We start from the raw sequence: 13,752 nt of genomic DNA, 5'->3' as shown, positions 1-13,752 counted from the left end.
GCGGAGAAGTTGCAGCGAGGGGCGGTGGCGGCATGAGGCGCCGGGGCGCGGCCGGGGTGGCCGTGCCGCCGGTCGCCGCGGTGTCGGCGTCCCGGAAAAGCCGCGTGTCGATGCCGCGGTTTCAGTTGCGGGATTGATCCGGAACAGCGCCATGCCCCGCGCGATCGCGCAGTGCGGCGGGCAATTTCCACAGCATCAGTTCGCGCGTGCCGATTGCCCACAGCGCGGAACCGTCCCACGAAAAGGCCAGCGCCTGGATCTCGCTGTTTTTGGGTAGCGACGATGCGTCGAGCTGCACGGGCGTGCGGCCCTGGGCGACATCCCAGAGTGCCACGCGATGTTGCCAGCCGCCCGCCTTGTAGGTCGTACCCATCGCAAGGAAGCGACCGTTTGCCGAACGGGCGGCGGCCTTGAAGGTGTCGGCAGCGCCCAGCAGGGCCGACAGTACGTGCCCGTTCTTGAGATCCACCACGTGCATGCCGACGAAGTGCGCCCGTTTCGGGCCCGGGGCCTGCACGGGAGGTGGCGTGCTGCCGTCGTCGTCGAGCAACAGCTCGAAGCCTGTCGCGATCCATTGACCCTGCGGCGAGCCGAGCGGCTTGGGCGCCCAATGAGCGACGCCGGCGGCGCTGACGGAATCCGGCGAGCCAAAGCGCCGGGGCAACACGATCGTACGCAGCGTGCGGCCGGTGCGGGCGTCCAGCTCGGCGAGCCCTTGCGAATCCTCCGTCCAGTAGCTCCCGGAAGGCCGCCAGCGTACCGGCCAGATCAGCGCATTGCTGCCGTTGCTGATCTCGTCCATCAGCGACTGGCGTACCGACGACAGCGTCGTGACGAACGGCCATGGATCGTCGTTGCCCGGCGGCGGTGACGCCGGGCGCTGCACGGTCAGGAACGCGGAGCCGACCGGATTCGCGTCCTTCTCGCCATGCCGGAGGTCATGCCAGAAATTGGCCGGCAGGTCGTCATCGAGAATCCAGGACATATCGCTCATCTGATGGTCTCGCCAATCGGTTTCGCTCGGCCAGACGACTTCATGACGATCGACCTTGCTGCTCGCGATGTCGTATCGGTACAGGCATGGCTTGCTCTTGGCGTCGGGCTGGCCGTCGAACCAGACGGCGCTGCCGTCGCCGTTGATCATCATCTGTCGCGGCCCCTCCTTGCCGTGCCAGATTTCGTCCGCCTGCAACGCGCCGTTGGCCGCGCGCAGCCGCCACACGTACTCGTTCCAGCCGCGGTTGTCGGCCACCTGGGCGCTGAACAGCAGGCTGCCATCCGGCAGGCCGAGGATGTCGTGCGGGTACAGCAACGTGCGTTGCGACGGATCGGTCACGAAGCTGTCCCAGCGGATGATCGACGGCCTGATTACCGGGGCGCTCGGATCCGGCGCCACCGGCTTGATGGCAGGGGGCGGCATCGACGGTGCCGAGGGCAACTGCCATGCAGCGGGCGACTTGGCGATTTCCAGCCTGGCCGGCAGTGCGGACAATGCGTCGGTCAATGCCGTAAACAAGTCGGCCGGGACGACGGAGATGCCGGTCCTGCTGGATTGCGTCCGGTTGCCGCTGAACACGTCCAGGTCCTGGAGTGTCAATGCCTTCCACAGGCTGTAGTCGGGGTTGGGCCGGGAGTCGACGCGACCGAACTGAACGACCGTCGCCGGATGCCCGAATATGGCGCTCGTGTCCTGCACCCTGACGAACAGCGCGCTGCGGTACTGGCCGGTGATGCCGTCGCTGTGATCCTGGCGGGCCTCCCAGAACGCGTAGGTGGGTTGCAGCGCGGGCAGGCCGGAGCCGCTGAACAGCCGGTCGACGCGGGCCCGGGCCTGATCCATGCGCCAGTCCAGTTCCTGCCGGGTGATTGCGCCTTGTTGCAGCGCCTGCTGCAGTTTCGGCAGGGTCGCATGGTCGGCGATGGCTGCGCGCAGGTCCGGCCGGCGCGACAACAGGACATGGCTCCAGGGGTCCGGCAAACTCTGCAACTGCCAGCTATCGGCACTGGCCTTGACCGGGCTCGTCCGTTGCAGCACGCGCTCCACGAGCGGCTGCACCTGATCATAGGGAGCGGAGACCAGCAGGAACACGGCTCCCGCATAAGCTTGCCGGTTCTTGCCGTTGTCCCAGATCAGCACCTGTTCGCCTCGACGGGCGGCTACTTCGTAATCGTCGTCGTGCCCGGTGTCGTGCAGTTGCTCGAATCTCCAATGCAGGCCGTCGACGGTGGTGTCTGGCAGCGGGTCGGCCCGGCAGGCGAGCGGGAGTGCGATGCCGATCAGAATCGACAGGAAGCATGCGAGGCGTTTTCTCATTGACGTTGTGCCCGGATGCAGCGGGAATTTGGACGTACCGATTCTAAGCGCGGTGTCGTGTGCTTACTGCGGTGTGGCGGGTGGCATTGCGCGGGGTATCGATTCTTGCGCCGTTCGGTATCACCGCGTACAGGCGTTGATGATGCCTTGCTTGAGATTGATGCGAAATTTGTTCAGGTCGCCGGGTGCTGAGCGCAGCTTGAAGAGATTGGGGGCGACCCGGAGATACCAGGTGCCGTGGCGATCGCGTCGGGGGCAGGGAATTTTGATCATCCGTGCCACTTGCCGCGGCATCGGGAAAATGAAAAAGCCGCTGTTCCTTTCGAAACAGCGGCTCTCGCATTTGGTGGCGAATCAGGGACTCGAACCCCGGACCTGCGGATTATGATTCCGTCGCTCTAACCGACTGAGCTAATTCGCCGAAGACTTGAATTATGTAGATCGACGCTTGGGCTGTCAACACCTTTTTTCATCTTCCGCGAAAAAAGTTGCCGGCGGCCCGTGCCGGTCTCGCCGTGGGGCGGGTTGTCGGTCGCCGGAACCCGCGTCCGGCAAACGACAACCCGCCCTTTACCCTCAATCCTGCGCGTAGATGTTCGAGTCCTTCGTCTCCTTGACGAACAGCAGGCCGATCACGAACGTCGCCAGCGCGATCACGATCGGATACCAGAGGCCCGAGTAGATGTCGCCCTTCGCCGCGACAATCGCGAACGCGGTGGCCGGCAGGAAGCCGCCGAACCAGCCGTTGCCGATGTGATAGGGCAGCGACATCGACGTGTAGCGGATCCGCGTCGGGAACATCTCGACCAGCATCGCGGCGATCGGGCCGTAGACCATCGTCACGTAGATCACGAGGATCGTCAGGATCACGATCGTCATCGGCCAGTTGAGCTGCGCCGGGTCCGCCTTGGCCGGGTAGCCGGCCGCCTTCAGCGTCGACGCGAGCGTCTTGTCGAACGCCGCGCCCTGCGCCTTCGCGTCGGCCACCTTGCCTTCGTAGGCCGGGATCACCGTGTCGCCCACCTTGATCTCGGCCGTTGCGCCGGCCGGTGCCGCGACGTTCTCGTAGTTCAGGCCGGCCTTCGCGAGCGCGCTCTTCGCGATGTCGCACGAGTTCGTGAACTTCGACGTACCCACCGGGTTGAACTGGAACGAACAGGCCGCCGGATCGGCGATGACCGTGATCGGCGCCTTCTGCGTGGCGATCTCGAGCTGCGGGTTCGCGTAGTGCGTGAGCGCCTTGAACAGCGGGAAGTAGGTCAGTGCCGCGATCAGGCAGCCCGCGAGGATGATCGGCTTGCGGCCGATCTTGTCCGACAGCGAACCGAAGAACAGGAAGAACGGCGTGCCGATCAGCAGCGCGATCGCGATCAGGATGTTCGCGCTCGCCCCGTCCACCTTCAGCGTCTGCGTGAGGAAGAACAGCGCGTAGAACTGGCCCGTGTACCACACGACGGCCTGGCCGGCGGTCAGGCCGACGAGCGCGAGGATCACGATCTTCAGGTTCTTCCACTGGCCGAACGCTTCGGTCAGCGGCGCCTTCGACGTCTTGCCTTCCGCCTTGATGCGCAGGAACACCGGCGATTCGTTCAACTGCATCCGGATCCACACCGACACCGCGAGCAGCAGGATCGACGCGACGAACGGCACGCGCCAGCCCCAGCTGCCGAACGCTTCCTCGCCGATGAAGGTGCGCACGCCGAGGATCACGAGCAGCGACAGGAACAGGCCGAGCGTCGCGGTCGTCTGGATCCACGCGGTGTAGAAGCCGCGACGATTGGCCGGCGCGTGTTCGGCGACGTAGGTCGCCGCGCCGCCGTACTCGCCGCCGAGCGCGAGACCCTGCAACAGCCGCATCGCGATGAAGATCACCGGCGCGGCGATGCCGATCGACGCGTAGCCGGGCAGGAAGCCGACCACGAAGGTCGAGATACCCATGATCACGATCGTCACGAGGAACGTGTGCTTGCGGCCGACGAGGTCGCCGAGGCGGCCGAACACGATCGCGCCGAACGGCCGCACCGCGAAGCCGGCCGCGAAGCCGAGCAGCGTGAAGATGAAGGCGGCGGTCGGGTTGACGCCGGAGAAGAAGCTCTTGCTGATGTAGGCCGCGAGCGAGCCGGCCAGGTAAAAGTCGTACCACTCGAACACGGTGCCGAGCGACGACGCGAAGATCACCTTCTTCTCTTCGCCCGTCATCGGCGCGTGCGAAATTTGCCCGCCTAACGTTGCCATGAGTCGTCTCCAAGTCCCTTTGTAGGTGTGCGGCCGCCTTGGGTGGGGCGGGCCTGTTGACGATTATTGGTAGGGAAACTTACGGCGGACTGACTCGCGTGTGCAAAGCGGATGTGCGTCGACTTGCGTCCAATTTTCGGCTTTGAGTGCCTATCGCGCTTTCAACGTCGCCAAAATCGTCGATTTTGACGTAATCGGGGCGGGCTGCGGCGGCGTGCGTCAGGGTTAATCCGGGGCAGTTTCGGTCAGCGGCAGGCTGACGCGCACGAGCGTGCCGGCGAGGCGCGGGGCGTGCTGGTAGACGTGATCGTCGAGCGTCAGCGTGCCGCCGTGCTGCGTGGCGATCTCGCGCACGATCGCGAGCCCGAGGCCGCTGCCGTCGCCTTCGCGGCCGAGGATCCGGTAGAAGCGCTCGACGACGCGCTCGCGTTCGGCGGCCGGGATGCCCGGCCCGGTGTCCTCGACTTCGAGATGCACGAGCCGCGCGGCGGGCTCGGCGCGCACGCGCACCGTGATGCGGCCGCCTTCCGGCGTGTAGCGGATCGCGTTGTCGATCAGGTTGCCGAGCATCTCGCGCAGCATCACCGGGTTGCCGTCGACGTCGAGCGGCGTGTCGTCCGGCGGGCCTTCGTAGCCGAGATCCATGCGTTTCGCGAGCGCGGCCTGCACCCAGTCGCGCACCGCGCGCCGCGCGAGCGAGGCGATCTCGACCGGCTCGAACGTCAGCCCGCTCGCGCGGTTCTCGGCGCGCGCGAGCGCGAGCAGTTGAGTGACGAGCCGTGCTGCCTGCTCGGAGCTCGTCGCGATCTGTTCGAGCGAGCGCTGCACGTCGGGCGGGACGGGGTGGCGCAACGCGAACTCGGCCTGCGTGCGCAGGCCCGCGAGCGGCGTCTTCATCTGGTGGGCGGCGTCGGCGATGAAGCGCTTTTGCAGCGCCATGTTCTGTTCGAGACGGGCGAGCAGGTCGTTGAACGACGTGACGAGCGGCTCGATCTCGGGCGGCGCGCGCTGCGCCTCGACCGGCGACAGGTCGTCGGGCCGCCGCGCGCGGATGTGCGCCTGCAGCGCATTGAGCGGTGCGAGCCCGCGCGACAGCCCGAACCAGACCAGCAGGATCGCGAGCGGCAGGATCACGAACTGCGGCAGGATCACGCCCTTGATGATGTCGTTCGCGAGCGCGTTGCGCTTGTCCAGCGTTTCGCCGACCTGCACGAGCACGGGCTGTGTGCTGTCCGATTGCGGCAGCGCGACCGTCGTATACGCGACGCGCACGTCGTTGCCGCGCAGCAGGTCGTCGCGGAACATGACGACGCCCGGCGGCGGGCGGTCCTCGTCGCGCGGCAGCGGCATGTCGGCTTCGCCCGCGACCAGTTCGCCGCGGGTGCCGAGCACCTGGAAATAGACGCTGTCGACGTTGTCCGCGCGCAGGAAGTCGCGCGTCTGCTGCGGCAGCGTCAGCTCGGCGACGCCGTTTACCGGATGGATCTGCCGCGCGAGCACGTACGCGTTGGTCTCGAGCGCGCGATCGAACGGGCCGTTCGCGATCGTCTTCGCGACGAGGTAGGTGACGGCGATGCTCATCGGCCACAGCAACAGCAGCGGCGCGAGCATCCAGTCGAGGATCTCGCCGAACAGCGAGCGCGGGCGCGGCGCCTCGGGCGCATCGGTTTCGTCGGGCGGCGCGAACGGGTTCTCGTAGCGCGCGTCGCGCGCCTCGTCGGCGGCCGACGACGGCGCGCCGGTCGGGTGGCGGGTAGGGGCCGGCGTGGCCATCGCGGCAACGCCCGGGGTCAGCGCAGCGGCGTGCCGGCCACCGCGGGCTGGGGCGCGGCCGAGTCGGCCGGCGCGGCCTTCTCGAGGCAGTAGCCGAGGCCGCGCACGGTCGAGATCCGTACGCCGCTGGGTTCGATCTTCTTGCGCAGCCGGTGCACGTAGACTTCGATCGCGTTGTTGCTGACTTCCTCGCCCCATTCGCACAGATGGTCGACGAGCTGCTCCTTCGACACGAGCCGGCCGATCCGCTGCAGCAGCACCTCGAGCAGGCCGAGCTCGCGCGCGGAGAGGTCGAGCACGCGATCGTTCGCGTACGCGATGCGGCCGACCTGGTCGAACGCGAGCGAGCCGTGGCGCACGACGGTCGGGCCGCCGCCCGCACCGCGCCGGGTCAGCGCGCGCACGCGCGCCTCGAGCTCGTTGAGCGCGAACGGCTTGGCCATGTAGTCGTCGGCGCCGAGGTCGAGCCCCTTCACGCGCTCGTCGACGCTGTCGGCGGCCGTCAGGATCAGCACGGGGAGGTTGGAATTGCGGGCGCGCAGGCGCTTGAGCACGTCGAGCCCGGACATTTTCGGGAGCCCGAGGTCGAGGATCAGCAGGTCGAACGTCTGCATCGACAGTGCCGTATCGGCATCGACGCCGCTCTTCACGTGGTCGACCGCATAGCCCGATTGGCGGAGTGACCGGGTGAGGCCGTCCGCGAGTATGCTGTCGTCTTCCGCGATGAGAATTCGCATGGTGCTGACCGATGGCCGGCAGGGCGTTCGCGCCGGCCGGCTGTCTCCGAAGTTATTCGTGTACAACGCAGCCTGCATTGCGGGCTTGCACAAAACACTGTTTTTTTATACAGTGTCTGCATTCGTGGGCGGCGCTTGAAAGCGGGCGCGCCTCTGACAGACGCTGCTCATCATAGCAAAGGACGATTCATGGAAGATAGCAAGAAGGGCTCCGGGATGACCGCCGAGAAGAGCAAGGCGCTGGCCGCCGCGCTTGCCCAGATCGAGAAGCAGTTCGGCAAGGGCTCGATCATGCGCATGGGCGACGGCGAGGCGGCGGAAGATATCCAGGTCGTCTCCACGGGTTCGCTGGGCCTCGATATCGCGCTTGGCGTCGGCGGCCTGCCGCGCGGCCGGGTGGTCGAGATCTACGGCCCGGAATCGTCCGGTAAAACCACGCTCACGCTGCAGGTCATCGCCGAGCTGCAGAAGCTGGGCGGCACCGCAGCGTTCATCGACGCCGAGCACGCGCTCGACGTCCAGTACGCGTCGAAGCTCGGCGTGAATGTGCCGGAGCTGCTGATTTCGCAGCCGGACACCGGCGAGCAGGCGCTGGAAATCACCGATGCGCTGGTGCGCTCGGGCTCGATCGACATGATCGTCATCGACTCGGTCGCGGCGCTCGTGCCGAAGGCCGAAATCGAAGGCGAGATGGGCGATTCGCTGCCGGGCCTGCAGGCTCGCCTGATGTCGCAGGCGCTGCGCAAGCTGACCGGCACGATCAAGCGCACGAACTGCCTGGTGATCTTCATCAACCAGATTCGTATGAAGATCGGCGTGATGTTCGGCAACCCGGAAACCACGACGGGCGGTAACGCGCTGAAGTTCTATGCGTCGGTGCGTCTCGACATCCGCCGGATCGGCTCGATCAAGAAGAACGACGAGGTGATCGGCAACGAAACCCGTGTGAAGGTCGTCAAGAACAAGGTGTCGCCGCCGTTCCGCGAAGCGATCTTCGACATCCTGTATGGCGAGGGCATTTCGCGTCAGGGCGAGATCATCGATCTCGGCGTGCAGGCGAAGATCGTCGACAAGGCAGGCGCCTGGTACAGCTACAACGGCGAGAAGATTGGCCAGGGCAAGGACAACGCGCGTGAATTCCTGCGCGAGAATCCGGAAATCGCGCGCGAGATCGAGAACCGCATCCGCGAATCGCTCGGCGTCGTCGCAATGCCCGATGGTGCAGGCAACGAAGCCGAGGCGGTGGACGAAGAAGAGTGATGGTCGGGCGCCGAGGTCAGGCTGGCGAGCCGGAGGAGAGCGACGCGCCCGAAGCGGCGGGTCGCCCCGGCCGGCGAGCCGGATCCTCGAGCGCCGATCGGCGGGTCGCGGGCAGCCATGCCGCGAACCGCACCGCGACGAGGGCATCCGGCGATGCCCTCGTTTCGTTTGAGATTGCCGCACCGGACGATCCGTTCGACGACGATGAATCGTTCGACGCACACGACCGCTCCCGTCGTCGCGTGTCCGGTGTCAGTTTCCCTGGCGATCGCGCATCCGGTGCGTCGGAGCCTGCGACGGAAGATGTCTATACGCGCAGCAGCCAGCATCCGCGCCGCACACGCCGTGCGTCGGGCGGTGCTTCAAGCGCTGCTTCCGGCGACGATCCGGGTGCCGGCACGCGCAAGTCGTCGAAGCCGCCGCGTTCGTTGAAAGGCCGTGCGCTCGGCTATCTGTCGAGGCGCGAATACAGCCGCACGGAACTCGCGCGCAAGCTCGCCCCGTATGTCGGCGAAGACGAGTCCGTCGAACCGGTGCTCGACGCGCTGGAGAAGGATGGCTGGCTGTCCGATGCGCGTTTTGCCGAGAGTCTCGTGCATCGCCGCGCGTCGCGTGTCGGCGTCGCGCGCATCGTCAGCGAGCTGAAGCGTCATGCGGTCGGCGACACGCTCGTCGAGGAGGTGAACGCGCAGCTTCGCGAGACCGAATGGGCGCGTGCGCAGGCGGTCTGGCGCAAGAAATTCGGTGCACTGCCGCAAACGCCGGCCGAGCGGGCGAAGCAGGCGCGCTTTCTCGCGGCGCGGGGCTTCTCGAGCGCGACCATCGTGAAGTTGCTGAAGGTCGGCGACGATTTCCCGATCGACGACTGACCGTGCCGATCGCGCGCGTGGCGCGCGATTTTGCTGCAACGCAACTGCTTCCGGACAGGCGGGAATACCCGCCGTCGCGTCAAAGTGTCTCAAATACCCAATATGCTAAAATCCGTGGGTTTTCCTCTTCGGCCTCAACCTCCAGCATGCCGCTATCCGAGCCCGTGCCCCGTCAGTTGCGACATCGACGCGCAATCCGAGCGGAAGCTTACGAGCGCGGCGACGGCTTGTGGGACATCGAAGCCTGCCTGACCGACCACAAGCCGCGCGATGTCGCGCTTGCGTCGGGCATCCGGCCCCAGGGCCTGCCGATCCACGAACTCTGGCTGCGCGTGACTATCGATCGTGACCTCAATGTCGTCGACGCCGAAGCGTCTTCGGAATGGGTTCCCTATCCCGGTCACTGTCAATCCGCCCCTCCTGCCTATCGGGCCCTCATCGGGCTCAATCTCTTCCGCAATTTCCGCCGCAACGCGAACCGGCTGCTCGCCGGCGTCGCAGGCTGTTCCCATCTCACCGAACTGTGCGCCGTGCTGCCGACCGCAGCGATCCAGGCGTTCGCCGGTGACGTGTGGAACGTGCGCGAGGAGGGTGGCGAAGGGCCGGATCAGGGCGACGTGCACGCCGAACCGCCTTTCCAGCTCGGCCGCTGCCGGGCATTGCGGTTCGACGGCGAGGTCGTGCGGCAGTATTACCCGCGGTGGTATGGCCCGCTTCGGCCGGATTTGCCCGGTGATGGCAGCACGAAGGAATGAACGGAAATCATTCGAAGAAGCGTCTAAAGCGACTTTTCATCCAACTCTCAGACTGAAGGGAATCACGCATGAAGATTCACGAGTACCAGGGTAAGGAAATCCTGCGGAAATTCGGAGTCGCGGTACCGCGCGGCAAGCCGGCGTTCTCGGTTGACGAGGCCGTCAAGGTGGCAGAAGAGCTCGGCGGCCCGGTATGGGTCGTGAAGGCTCAGATTCACGCGGGTGGCCGTGGCAAGGGCGGCGGCGTGAAGGTGGCGAAGTCGATCGAGCAGGTCCGCGAATACGCGAACCAGATCCTCGGCATGCAGCTCGTCACGCACCAGACCGGTCCGGAAGGCCAGAAGGTCAACCGCCTGATGATCGAAGAAGGCGCGGACATCAAGCAGGAACTGTATGTCAGCCTCGTCGTCGACCGCATCTCGCAGAAGATCGTCCTGATGGGTTCCAGCGAAGGCGGCATGGACATCGAGGAAGTTGCCGAGAAGCACCCGGAACTGATCCACAAGGTCATCGTCGAGCCGTCGACGGGCCTGCTCGACGCGCAAGCCGACGACCTCGCCGCGAAGATCGGCGTGCCGGCCGCTTCGATCCCGCAAGCGCGCGCGATCCTGCAAGGCCTGTACAAGGCATTCTGGGAAACCGACGCATCGCTGGCTGAAATCAACCCGCTGAACGTCTCCGGCGACGGCAAGGTCACCGCACTCGACGCGAAGTTCAACTTCGACTCGAACGCGCTGTTCCGCCACCCGGAAATCGTCGCGTACCGCGACCTGGACGAAGAAGATCCGGCTGAAATCGAAGCGTCGAAGTTCGACCTCGCGTACATCTCGCTCGACGGCAACATCGGCTGCCTCGTGAACGGCGCAGGCCTCGCGATGGCGACGATGGACACCATCAAGCTGTTCGGCGGCGAACCGGCGAACTTCCTGGACGTCGGCGGTGGCGCGACGACCGAGAAGGTCACGGAAGCGTTCAAGCTGATGCTGAAGAACCCGGACCTGAAGGCGATCCTCGTGAACATCTTCGGCGGCATCATGCGCTGCGACGTGATCGCGGAAGGCGTTATCGCCGGTTCGAAGGCCGTGAACCTGAACGTGCCGCTCGTCGTGCGCATGAAGGGCACGAACGAGGACCTCGGCAAGAAGATGCTGGCCGATTCGGGCCTGCCGATCATCTCGGCGGACAGCATGGAAGAAGCTGCGCAGAAGGTCGTCGCGGCTGCCGCAGGCAAGTAAGCGCGCTCAATGAATAGGTATGGCGGCGCGGCTTGCACGCGACGCCAATCGAACAGAGGTCAAAATACATGTCGATTCTGATCAACAAGGACACGAAGGTCATCACGCAGGGCATTACCGGCAAGACCGGTCAGTTCCATACGCGCGCCTGCCGTGAATACGCAAACGGCCGCGAAGCATTCGTCGCGGGCGTGAACCCGAAGAAGGCCGGCGAAGATTTCGAAGGCATTCCGATCTACGCGAGCGTCAAGGAAGCGAAGGCAGAAACCGGCGCGACCGTGTCGGTCATCTACGTTCCGCCGGCAGGTGCTGCTGCTGCGATCTGGGAAGCGGTCGAAGCCGACCTCGATCTCGCGATCTGCATCACGGAAGGCATCCCCGTGCGCGACATGATCGAAGTGAAGGACCGCATGCGTCGCGAAGGCCGCAAGACGCTGCTGCTCGGGCCGAACTGCCCGGGCACGATCACGCCGGACGAACTGAAGATCGGCATCATGCCGGGTCACATCCACCGCAAGGGCCGCATCGGCGTCGTGTCGCGTTCGGGCACGCTGACGTATGAAGCCGTTGCGCAGCTGACGGCACTGGGCCTCGGCCAGTCGTCGGCAGTCGGTATCGGCGGCGACCCGATCAACGGTCTGAAGCACATCGACGTGATGAAGATGTTCAACGACGATCCGGATACGGATGCGGTCGTGATGATCGGCGAAATCGGCGGTCCGGACGAAGCCAACGCGGCAGAGTGGATCAAGGACAACATGAAGAAGCCGGTCGTCGGCTTCATCGCGGGCGTCACGGCGCCTCCGGGCAAGCGCATGGGCCACGCCGGCGCGCTGATCTCGGGCGGTGCGGATACGGCCGAAGCGAAGCTGGAAATCATGGAAGCGTGCGGCATCACCGTCACGCGCAACCCGTCGGAAATGGGCCGTCTGCTGAAGAAGGCGCTGTAATATTTCCCCCTGGGTTCGTCCTGCAAAAAACGCCGGCCTTGCCGGCGTTTTTTGTTATGCTCGCGCAATGAATTCGTAAGCACCCACCGGACATGCGTCGTGCATGCGCCGGCGATGAACCCGGCCGCCTGCCAGGCCGCCACTGCCCCGCACATCACCCCATGCTCGAATTCCTGACGTCGCTGCACTGGGGCGCCGTGCTCCAGATCGTCATCATCGATATCCTGCTCGGCGGCGACAACGCCGTCGTCATTGCGCTCGCCTGCCGCAACCTGCCCGCGAACCAGCGGCTGCGCGGTGTTGTCTGGGGCACCGCGGGTGCGATCCTGTTGCGCGTCGCGCTGATCACGTTTGCGGTCGCGCTGCTCGACGTGCCGTTCCTGAAGCTCGGCGGCGGGTTGCTGCTGCTGTGGATCGGTATCAAGCTGATGGCGCCGGCCGCCGATGCGCACGACGACATCAAGCCGGCCAGCCGGCTGTGGGACGCCGTGAAGACGATCGTGATCGCCGACGCGGTGATGAGCCTCGACAACGTAATCGCGATCGCCGGTGCGGCCGAGCAGGCCGACCCGTCGCACCGGATCCCGCTCGTGATCTTCGGGCTCGTCGTCAGCGTGCCGATCATCGTGTGGGGCAGCACGCTGGTGCTGAAGCTGCTCGACCGTTTCCCGATCGTCGTGGCGCTCGGCGCCGGGCTGCTCGGCTGGATCGCGGGCGGCTTGATCGTGAACGACCCGGTCGGCGACCGCTGGCCGGTGCTCGATACGCAGCCGGTGCTGTACGGGGCGAGCATCGCGGGCGCGCTGTTCGTGGTGGCGATCGGTTACGCGCTCAGGCGGCGCAGCGGCGCACCGCGCGCGCACTGACACTGGCCATCCGGCCGACTGCCGGATTCACGGCCTGCTGGCTACGATCAAGACGCCTGCCTTTAACGGCAGGCGTTTTTCGTTTCCGGAGCCTGCCATGTTCGAAGCCTTTTCCGTTTCCCTGTTCCGTCGTGTTGCCGCCGACCTGCGGCGCGCAAACCGGTCGTCACCGCGCTCGCGGCCGGCCGGCTTCACGCTGATCGAACTGATGATCGTGCTGGCGATCGTCGGCGTGATCGCCGCCTATGCGATTCCCGCGTACCAGGATTACCTTGCGCGCTCGCGTGTCGGCGAGGGGCTCGCGCTTGCGTCGTCCGCGCGGCTGGCCGTCGCCGACAACGCCGCGAGCGGCGCGGGCCTCGACGGCGGCTACAGCCCGCCGGCCGCGACCCGCAACGTCGAATCCGTCGCGATCGACGGCGAGACCGGCCAGATCACGGTCGCCTTCACCACGCGCGTCGCGGCGGCGGGCGCCAATACGCTGGTGCTCGTGCCGTCCGCGCCCGACAAGGCCGACGCGCCCACCGCACGCGTGCCGCTCAAAAAGGGCGCGATGCAGGCCGGCGCGATCGCGTGGGAATGCTTCGCCGCCGGCAAGGGCGCGTCGTCGCTGCCGGCGCCGGGGGCCGGGCCGTTGCCGGGCGATGCCGCTACGCTGCCTGCGAAATATGCGCCGGCGGAGTGCCGCGCGTAGTGCCGGCAGCGGAGCAGGGCGGCACGGGCAGCATGCCGGCCGCCGCTTCGGTCGGCCGGGGCGG

Annotated in this window: 13 protein-coding genes and 1 tRNA gene; 8 read left to right on the top strand and 6 right to left on the bottom strand. The window is 66.1% G+C overall.

From position 1 onward, the window contains the following. Positions 1-121: 121 nt before the first annotated feature. The 6 genes from VK92_RS11635 to VK92_RS11615 all read right to left on the bottom strand — a co-directional run bounded on the left by VK92_RS11635 (position 122) and on the right by VK92_RS11615 (position 7,059). Positions 122-2,314, bottom strand: a complete 2,193-nt coding sequence (locus tag VK92_RS11635) for a WD40 repeat domain-containing protein (protein ID WP_048025025.1) — start codon at positions 2,312-2,314, stop codon at positions 122-124. 120 nt (positions 2,315-2,434) lie between these two features. After that, complete coding sequence (locus VK92_RS41685; RefSeq protein ID WP_155634979.1) at positions 2,435-2,587, bottom strand: hypothetical protein; 153 nt, start codon at positions 2,585-2,587, stop codon at positions 2,435-2,437. A gap of 71 nt (positions 2,588-2,658) precedes the next feature. After that, a tRNA-Met gene (locus VK92_RS11630) sits at positions 2,659-2,735 on the bottom strand. Positions 2,736-2,890: 155 nt separating this feature from the next. Next, the gene (locus tag VK92_RS11625; RefSeq protein ID WP_048025023.1) at positions 2,891-4,549 is read right to left on the bottom strand and encodes an MFS transporter; all 1,659 of its coding nucleotides are present in this window, start codon (positions 4,547-4,549) and stop codon (positions 2,891-2,893) included. Between the two features lie 225 nt (positions 4,550-4,774). Then, the gene (locus tag VK92_RS11620; RefSeq protein WP_021160192.1) at positions 4,775-6,322 is read right to left on the bottom strand and encodes a sensor histidine kinase; all 1,548 of its coding nucleotides are present in this window, start codon (positions 6,320-6,322) and stop codon (positions 4,775-4,777) included. Positions 6,323-6,339: 17 nt separating this feature from the next. Then, complete coding sequence (locus tag VK92_RS11615) at positions 6,340-7,059, bottom strand: response regulator transcription factor (protein ID WP_048025022.1); 720 nt, start codon at positions 7,057-7,059, stop codon at positions 6,340-6,342. Between VK92_RS11615 and VK92_RS41680 the strand changes: the two genes are divergently transcribed. From VK92_RS41680 to VK92_RS11580, 8 genes are all read left to right on the top strand, one after another. Further along, the gene (locus tag VK92_RS41680; protein WP_153488778.1) at positions 7,058-7,198 is read left to right on the top strand and encodes a hypothetical protein; all 141 of its coding nucleotides are present in this window, start codon (positions 7,058-7,060) and stop codon (positions 7,196-7,198) included. The two genes, VK92_RS11615 and VK92_RS41680, sit on opposite strands and share 2 nt — an antisense overlap. A 50-nt stretch (positions 7,199-7,248) precedes the next feature. Then, entirely contained in the window at positions 7,249-8,319 is a 1,071-nt protein-coding gene (gene recA / locus VK92_RS11610; protein ID WP_021160193.1) for a recombinase RecA, read from the top strand. Further along, positions 8,319-9,188: a recombination regulator RecX gene (gene recX / locus VK92_RS11605; RefSeq protein WP_048025020.1), complete on the top strand. Its 870-nt coding sequence runs from the start codon at positions 8,319-8,321 to the stop codon at positions 9,186-9,188. Before recA ends, recX begins: the two co-directional genes overlap by 1 nt. A gap of 146 nt (positions 9,189-9,334) precedes the next feature. Then, the gene (locus tag VK92_RS11600) at positions 9,335-9,943 is read left to right on the top strand and encodes a DUF2889 domain-containing protein (protein ID WP_042975512.1); all 609 of its coding nucleotides are present in this window, start codon (positions 9,335-9,337) and stop codon (positions 9,941-9,943) included. A gap of 68 nt (positions 9,944-10,011) precedes the next feature. Then, positions 10,012-11,178 (top strand): ADP-forming succinate--CoA ligase subunit beta, encoded by a 1,167-nt coding sequence (gene sucC, locus VK92_RS11595; RefSeq protein ID WP_006477915.1) that lies wholly within the window; start codon positions 10,012-10,014, stop codon positions 11,176-11,178. 68 nt (positions 11,179-11,246) lie between these two features. After that, positions 11,247-12,128 (top strand): succinate--CoA ligase subunit alpha, encoded by an 882-nt coding sequence (sucD, locus tag VK92_RS11590; RefSeq protein ID WP_006477916.1) that lies wholly within the window; start codon positions 11,247-11,249, stop codon positions 12,126-12,128. Between the two features lie 161 nt (positions 12,129-12,289). Then, positions 12,290-12,994, top strand: a complete 705-nt coding sequence (locus VK92_RS11585; protein WP_048025015.1) for a TerC family protein — start codon at positions 12,290-12,292, stop codon at positions 12,992-12,994. A 97-nt stretch (positions 12,995-13,091) separates the two neighbouring features. After that, positions 13,092-13,688 carry a pilin gene (locus tag VK92_RS11580; RefSeq protein WP_048025013.1) on the top strand — a complete coding sequence of 199 codons (597 nt, stop codon included), beginning with the start codon at positions 13,092-13,094 and terminating at the stop codon, positions 13,686-13,688. The last annotated feature ends 64 nt before the right edge of the window (positions 13,689-13,752 follow it).

It is taken from the genome of Burkholderia sp. LK4, from assembly GCF_001043615.1.
GTDB classification, from domain to species: Bacteria; Pseudomonadota; Gammaproteobacteria; order Burkholderiales; family Burkholderiaceae; genus Burkholderia; species Burkholderia cepacia.
The sequence above is the reverse complement of the archived record's forward strand: the minus strand, read 5'-3'. Positions and strand labels throughout refer to the sequence as shown.

Excerpts from the sequence above, each read along its gene's own strand:
- VK92_RS11635 (WP_048025025.1), bottom strand. The coding sequence starts at position 2,314 with ATGAGAAAACGCCTCGCATGCTTCCTGTCGATTCTGATCGGCATCGCA.
- VK92_RS41685 (WP_155634979.1), bottom strand. The coding sequence starts at position 2,587 with ATGATCAAAATTCCCTGCCCCCGACGCGATCGCCACGGCACCTGGTAT.
- VK92_RS11625 (WP_048025023.1), bottom strand. The coding sequence starts at position 4,549 with ATGGCAACGTTAGGCGGGCAAATTTCGCACGCGCCGATGACGGGCGAA.
- VK92_RS11620 (WP_021160192.1), bottom strand. The coding sequence starts at position 6,322 with ATGGCCACGCCGGCCCCTACCCGCCACCCGACCGGCGCGCCGTCGTCG.
- VK92_RS41680 (WP_153488778.1), top strand. The coding sequence starts at position 7,058 with ATGGTGCTGACCGATGGCCGGCAGGGCGTTCGCGCCGGCCGGCTGTCT.
- VK92_RS11615 (WP_048025022.1), bottom strand. The coding sequence starts at position 7,059 with ATGCGAATTCTCATCGCGGAAGACGACAGCATACTCGCGGACGGCCTC.
- recA (WP_021160193.1), top strand. The coding sequence starts at position 7,249 with ATGGAAGATAGCAAGAAGGGCTCCGGGATGACCGCCGAGAAGAGCAAG.
- recX (WP_048025020.1), top strand. The coding sequence starts at position 8,319 with ATGGTCGGGCGCCGAGGTCAGGCTGGCGAGCCGGAGGAGAGCGACGCG.
- VK92_RS11600 (WP_042975512.1), top strand. The coding sequence starts at position 9,335 with ATGCCGCTATCCGAGCCCGTGCCCCGTCAGTTGCGACATCGACGCGCA.
- sucC (WP_006477915.1), top strand. The coding sequence starts at position 10,012 with ATGAAGATTCACGAGTACCAGGGTAAGGAAATCCTGCGGAAATTCGGA.
- sucD (WP_006477916.1), top strand. The coding sequence starts at position 11,247 with ATGTCGATTCTGATCAACAAGGACACGAAGGTCATCACGCAGGGCATT.
- VK92_RS11585 (WP_048025015.1), top strand. The coding sequence starts at position 12,290 with ATGCTCGAATTCCTGACGTCGCTGCACTGGGGCGCCGTGCTCCAGATC.
- VK92_RS11580 (WP_048025013.1), top strand. The coding sequence starts at position 13,092 with ATGTTCGAAGCCTTTTCCGTTTCCCTGTTCCGTCGTGTTGCCGCCGAC.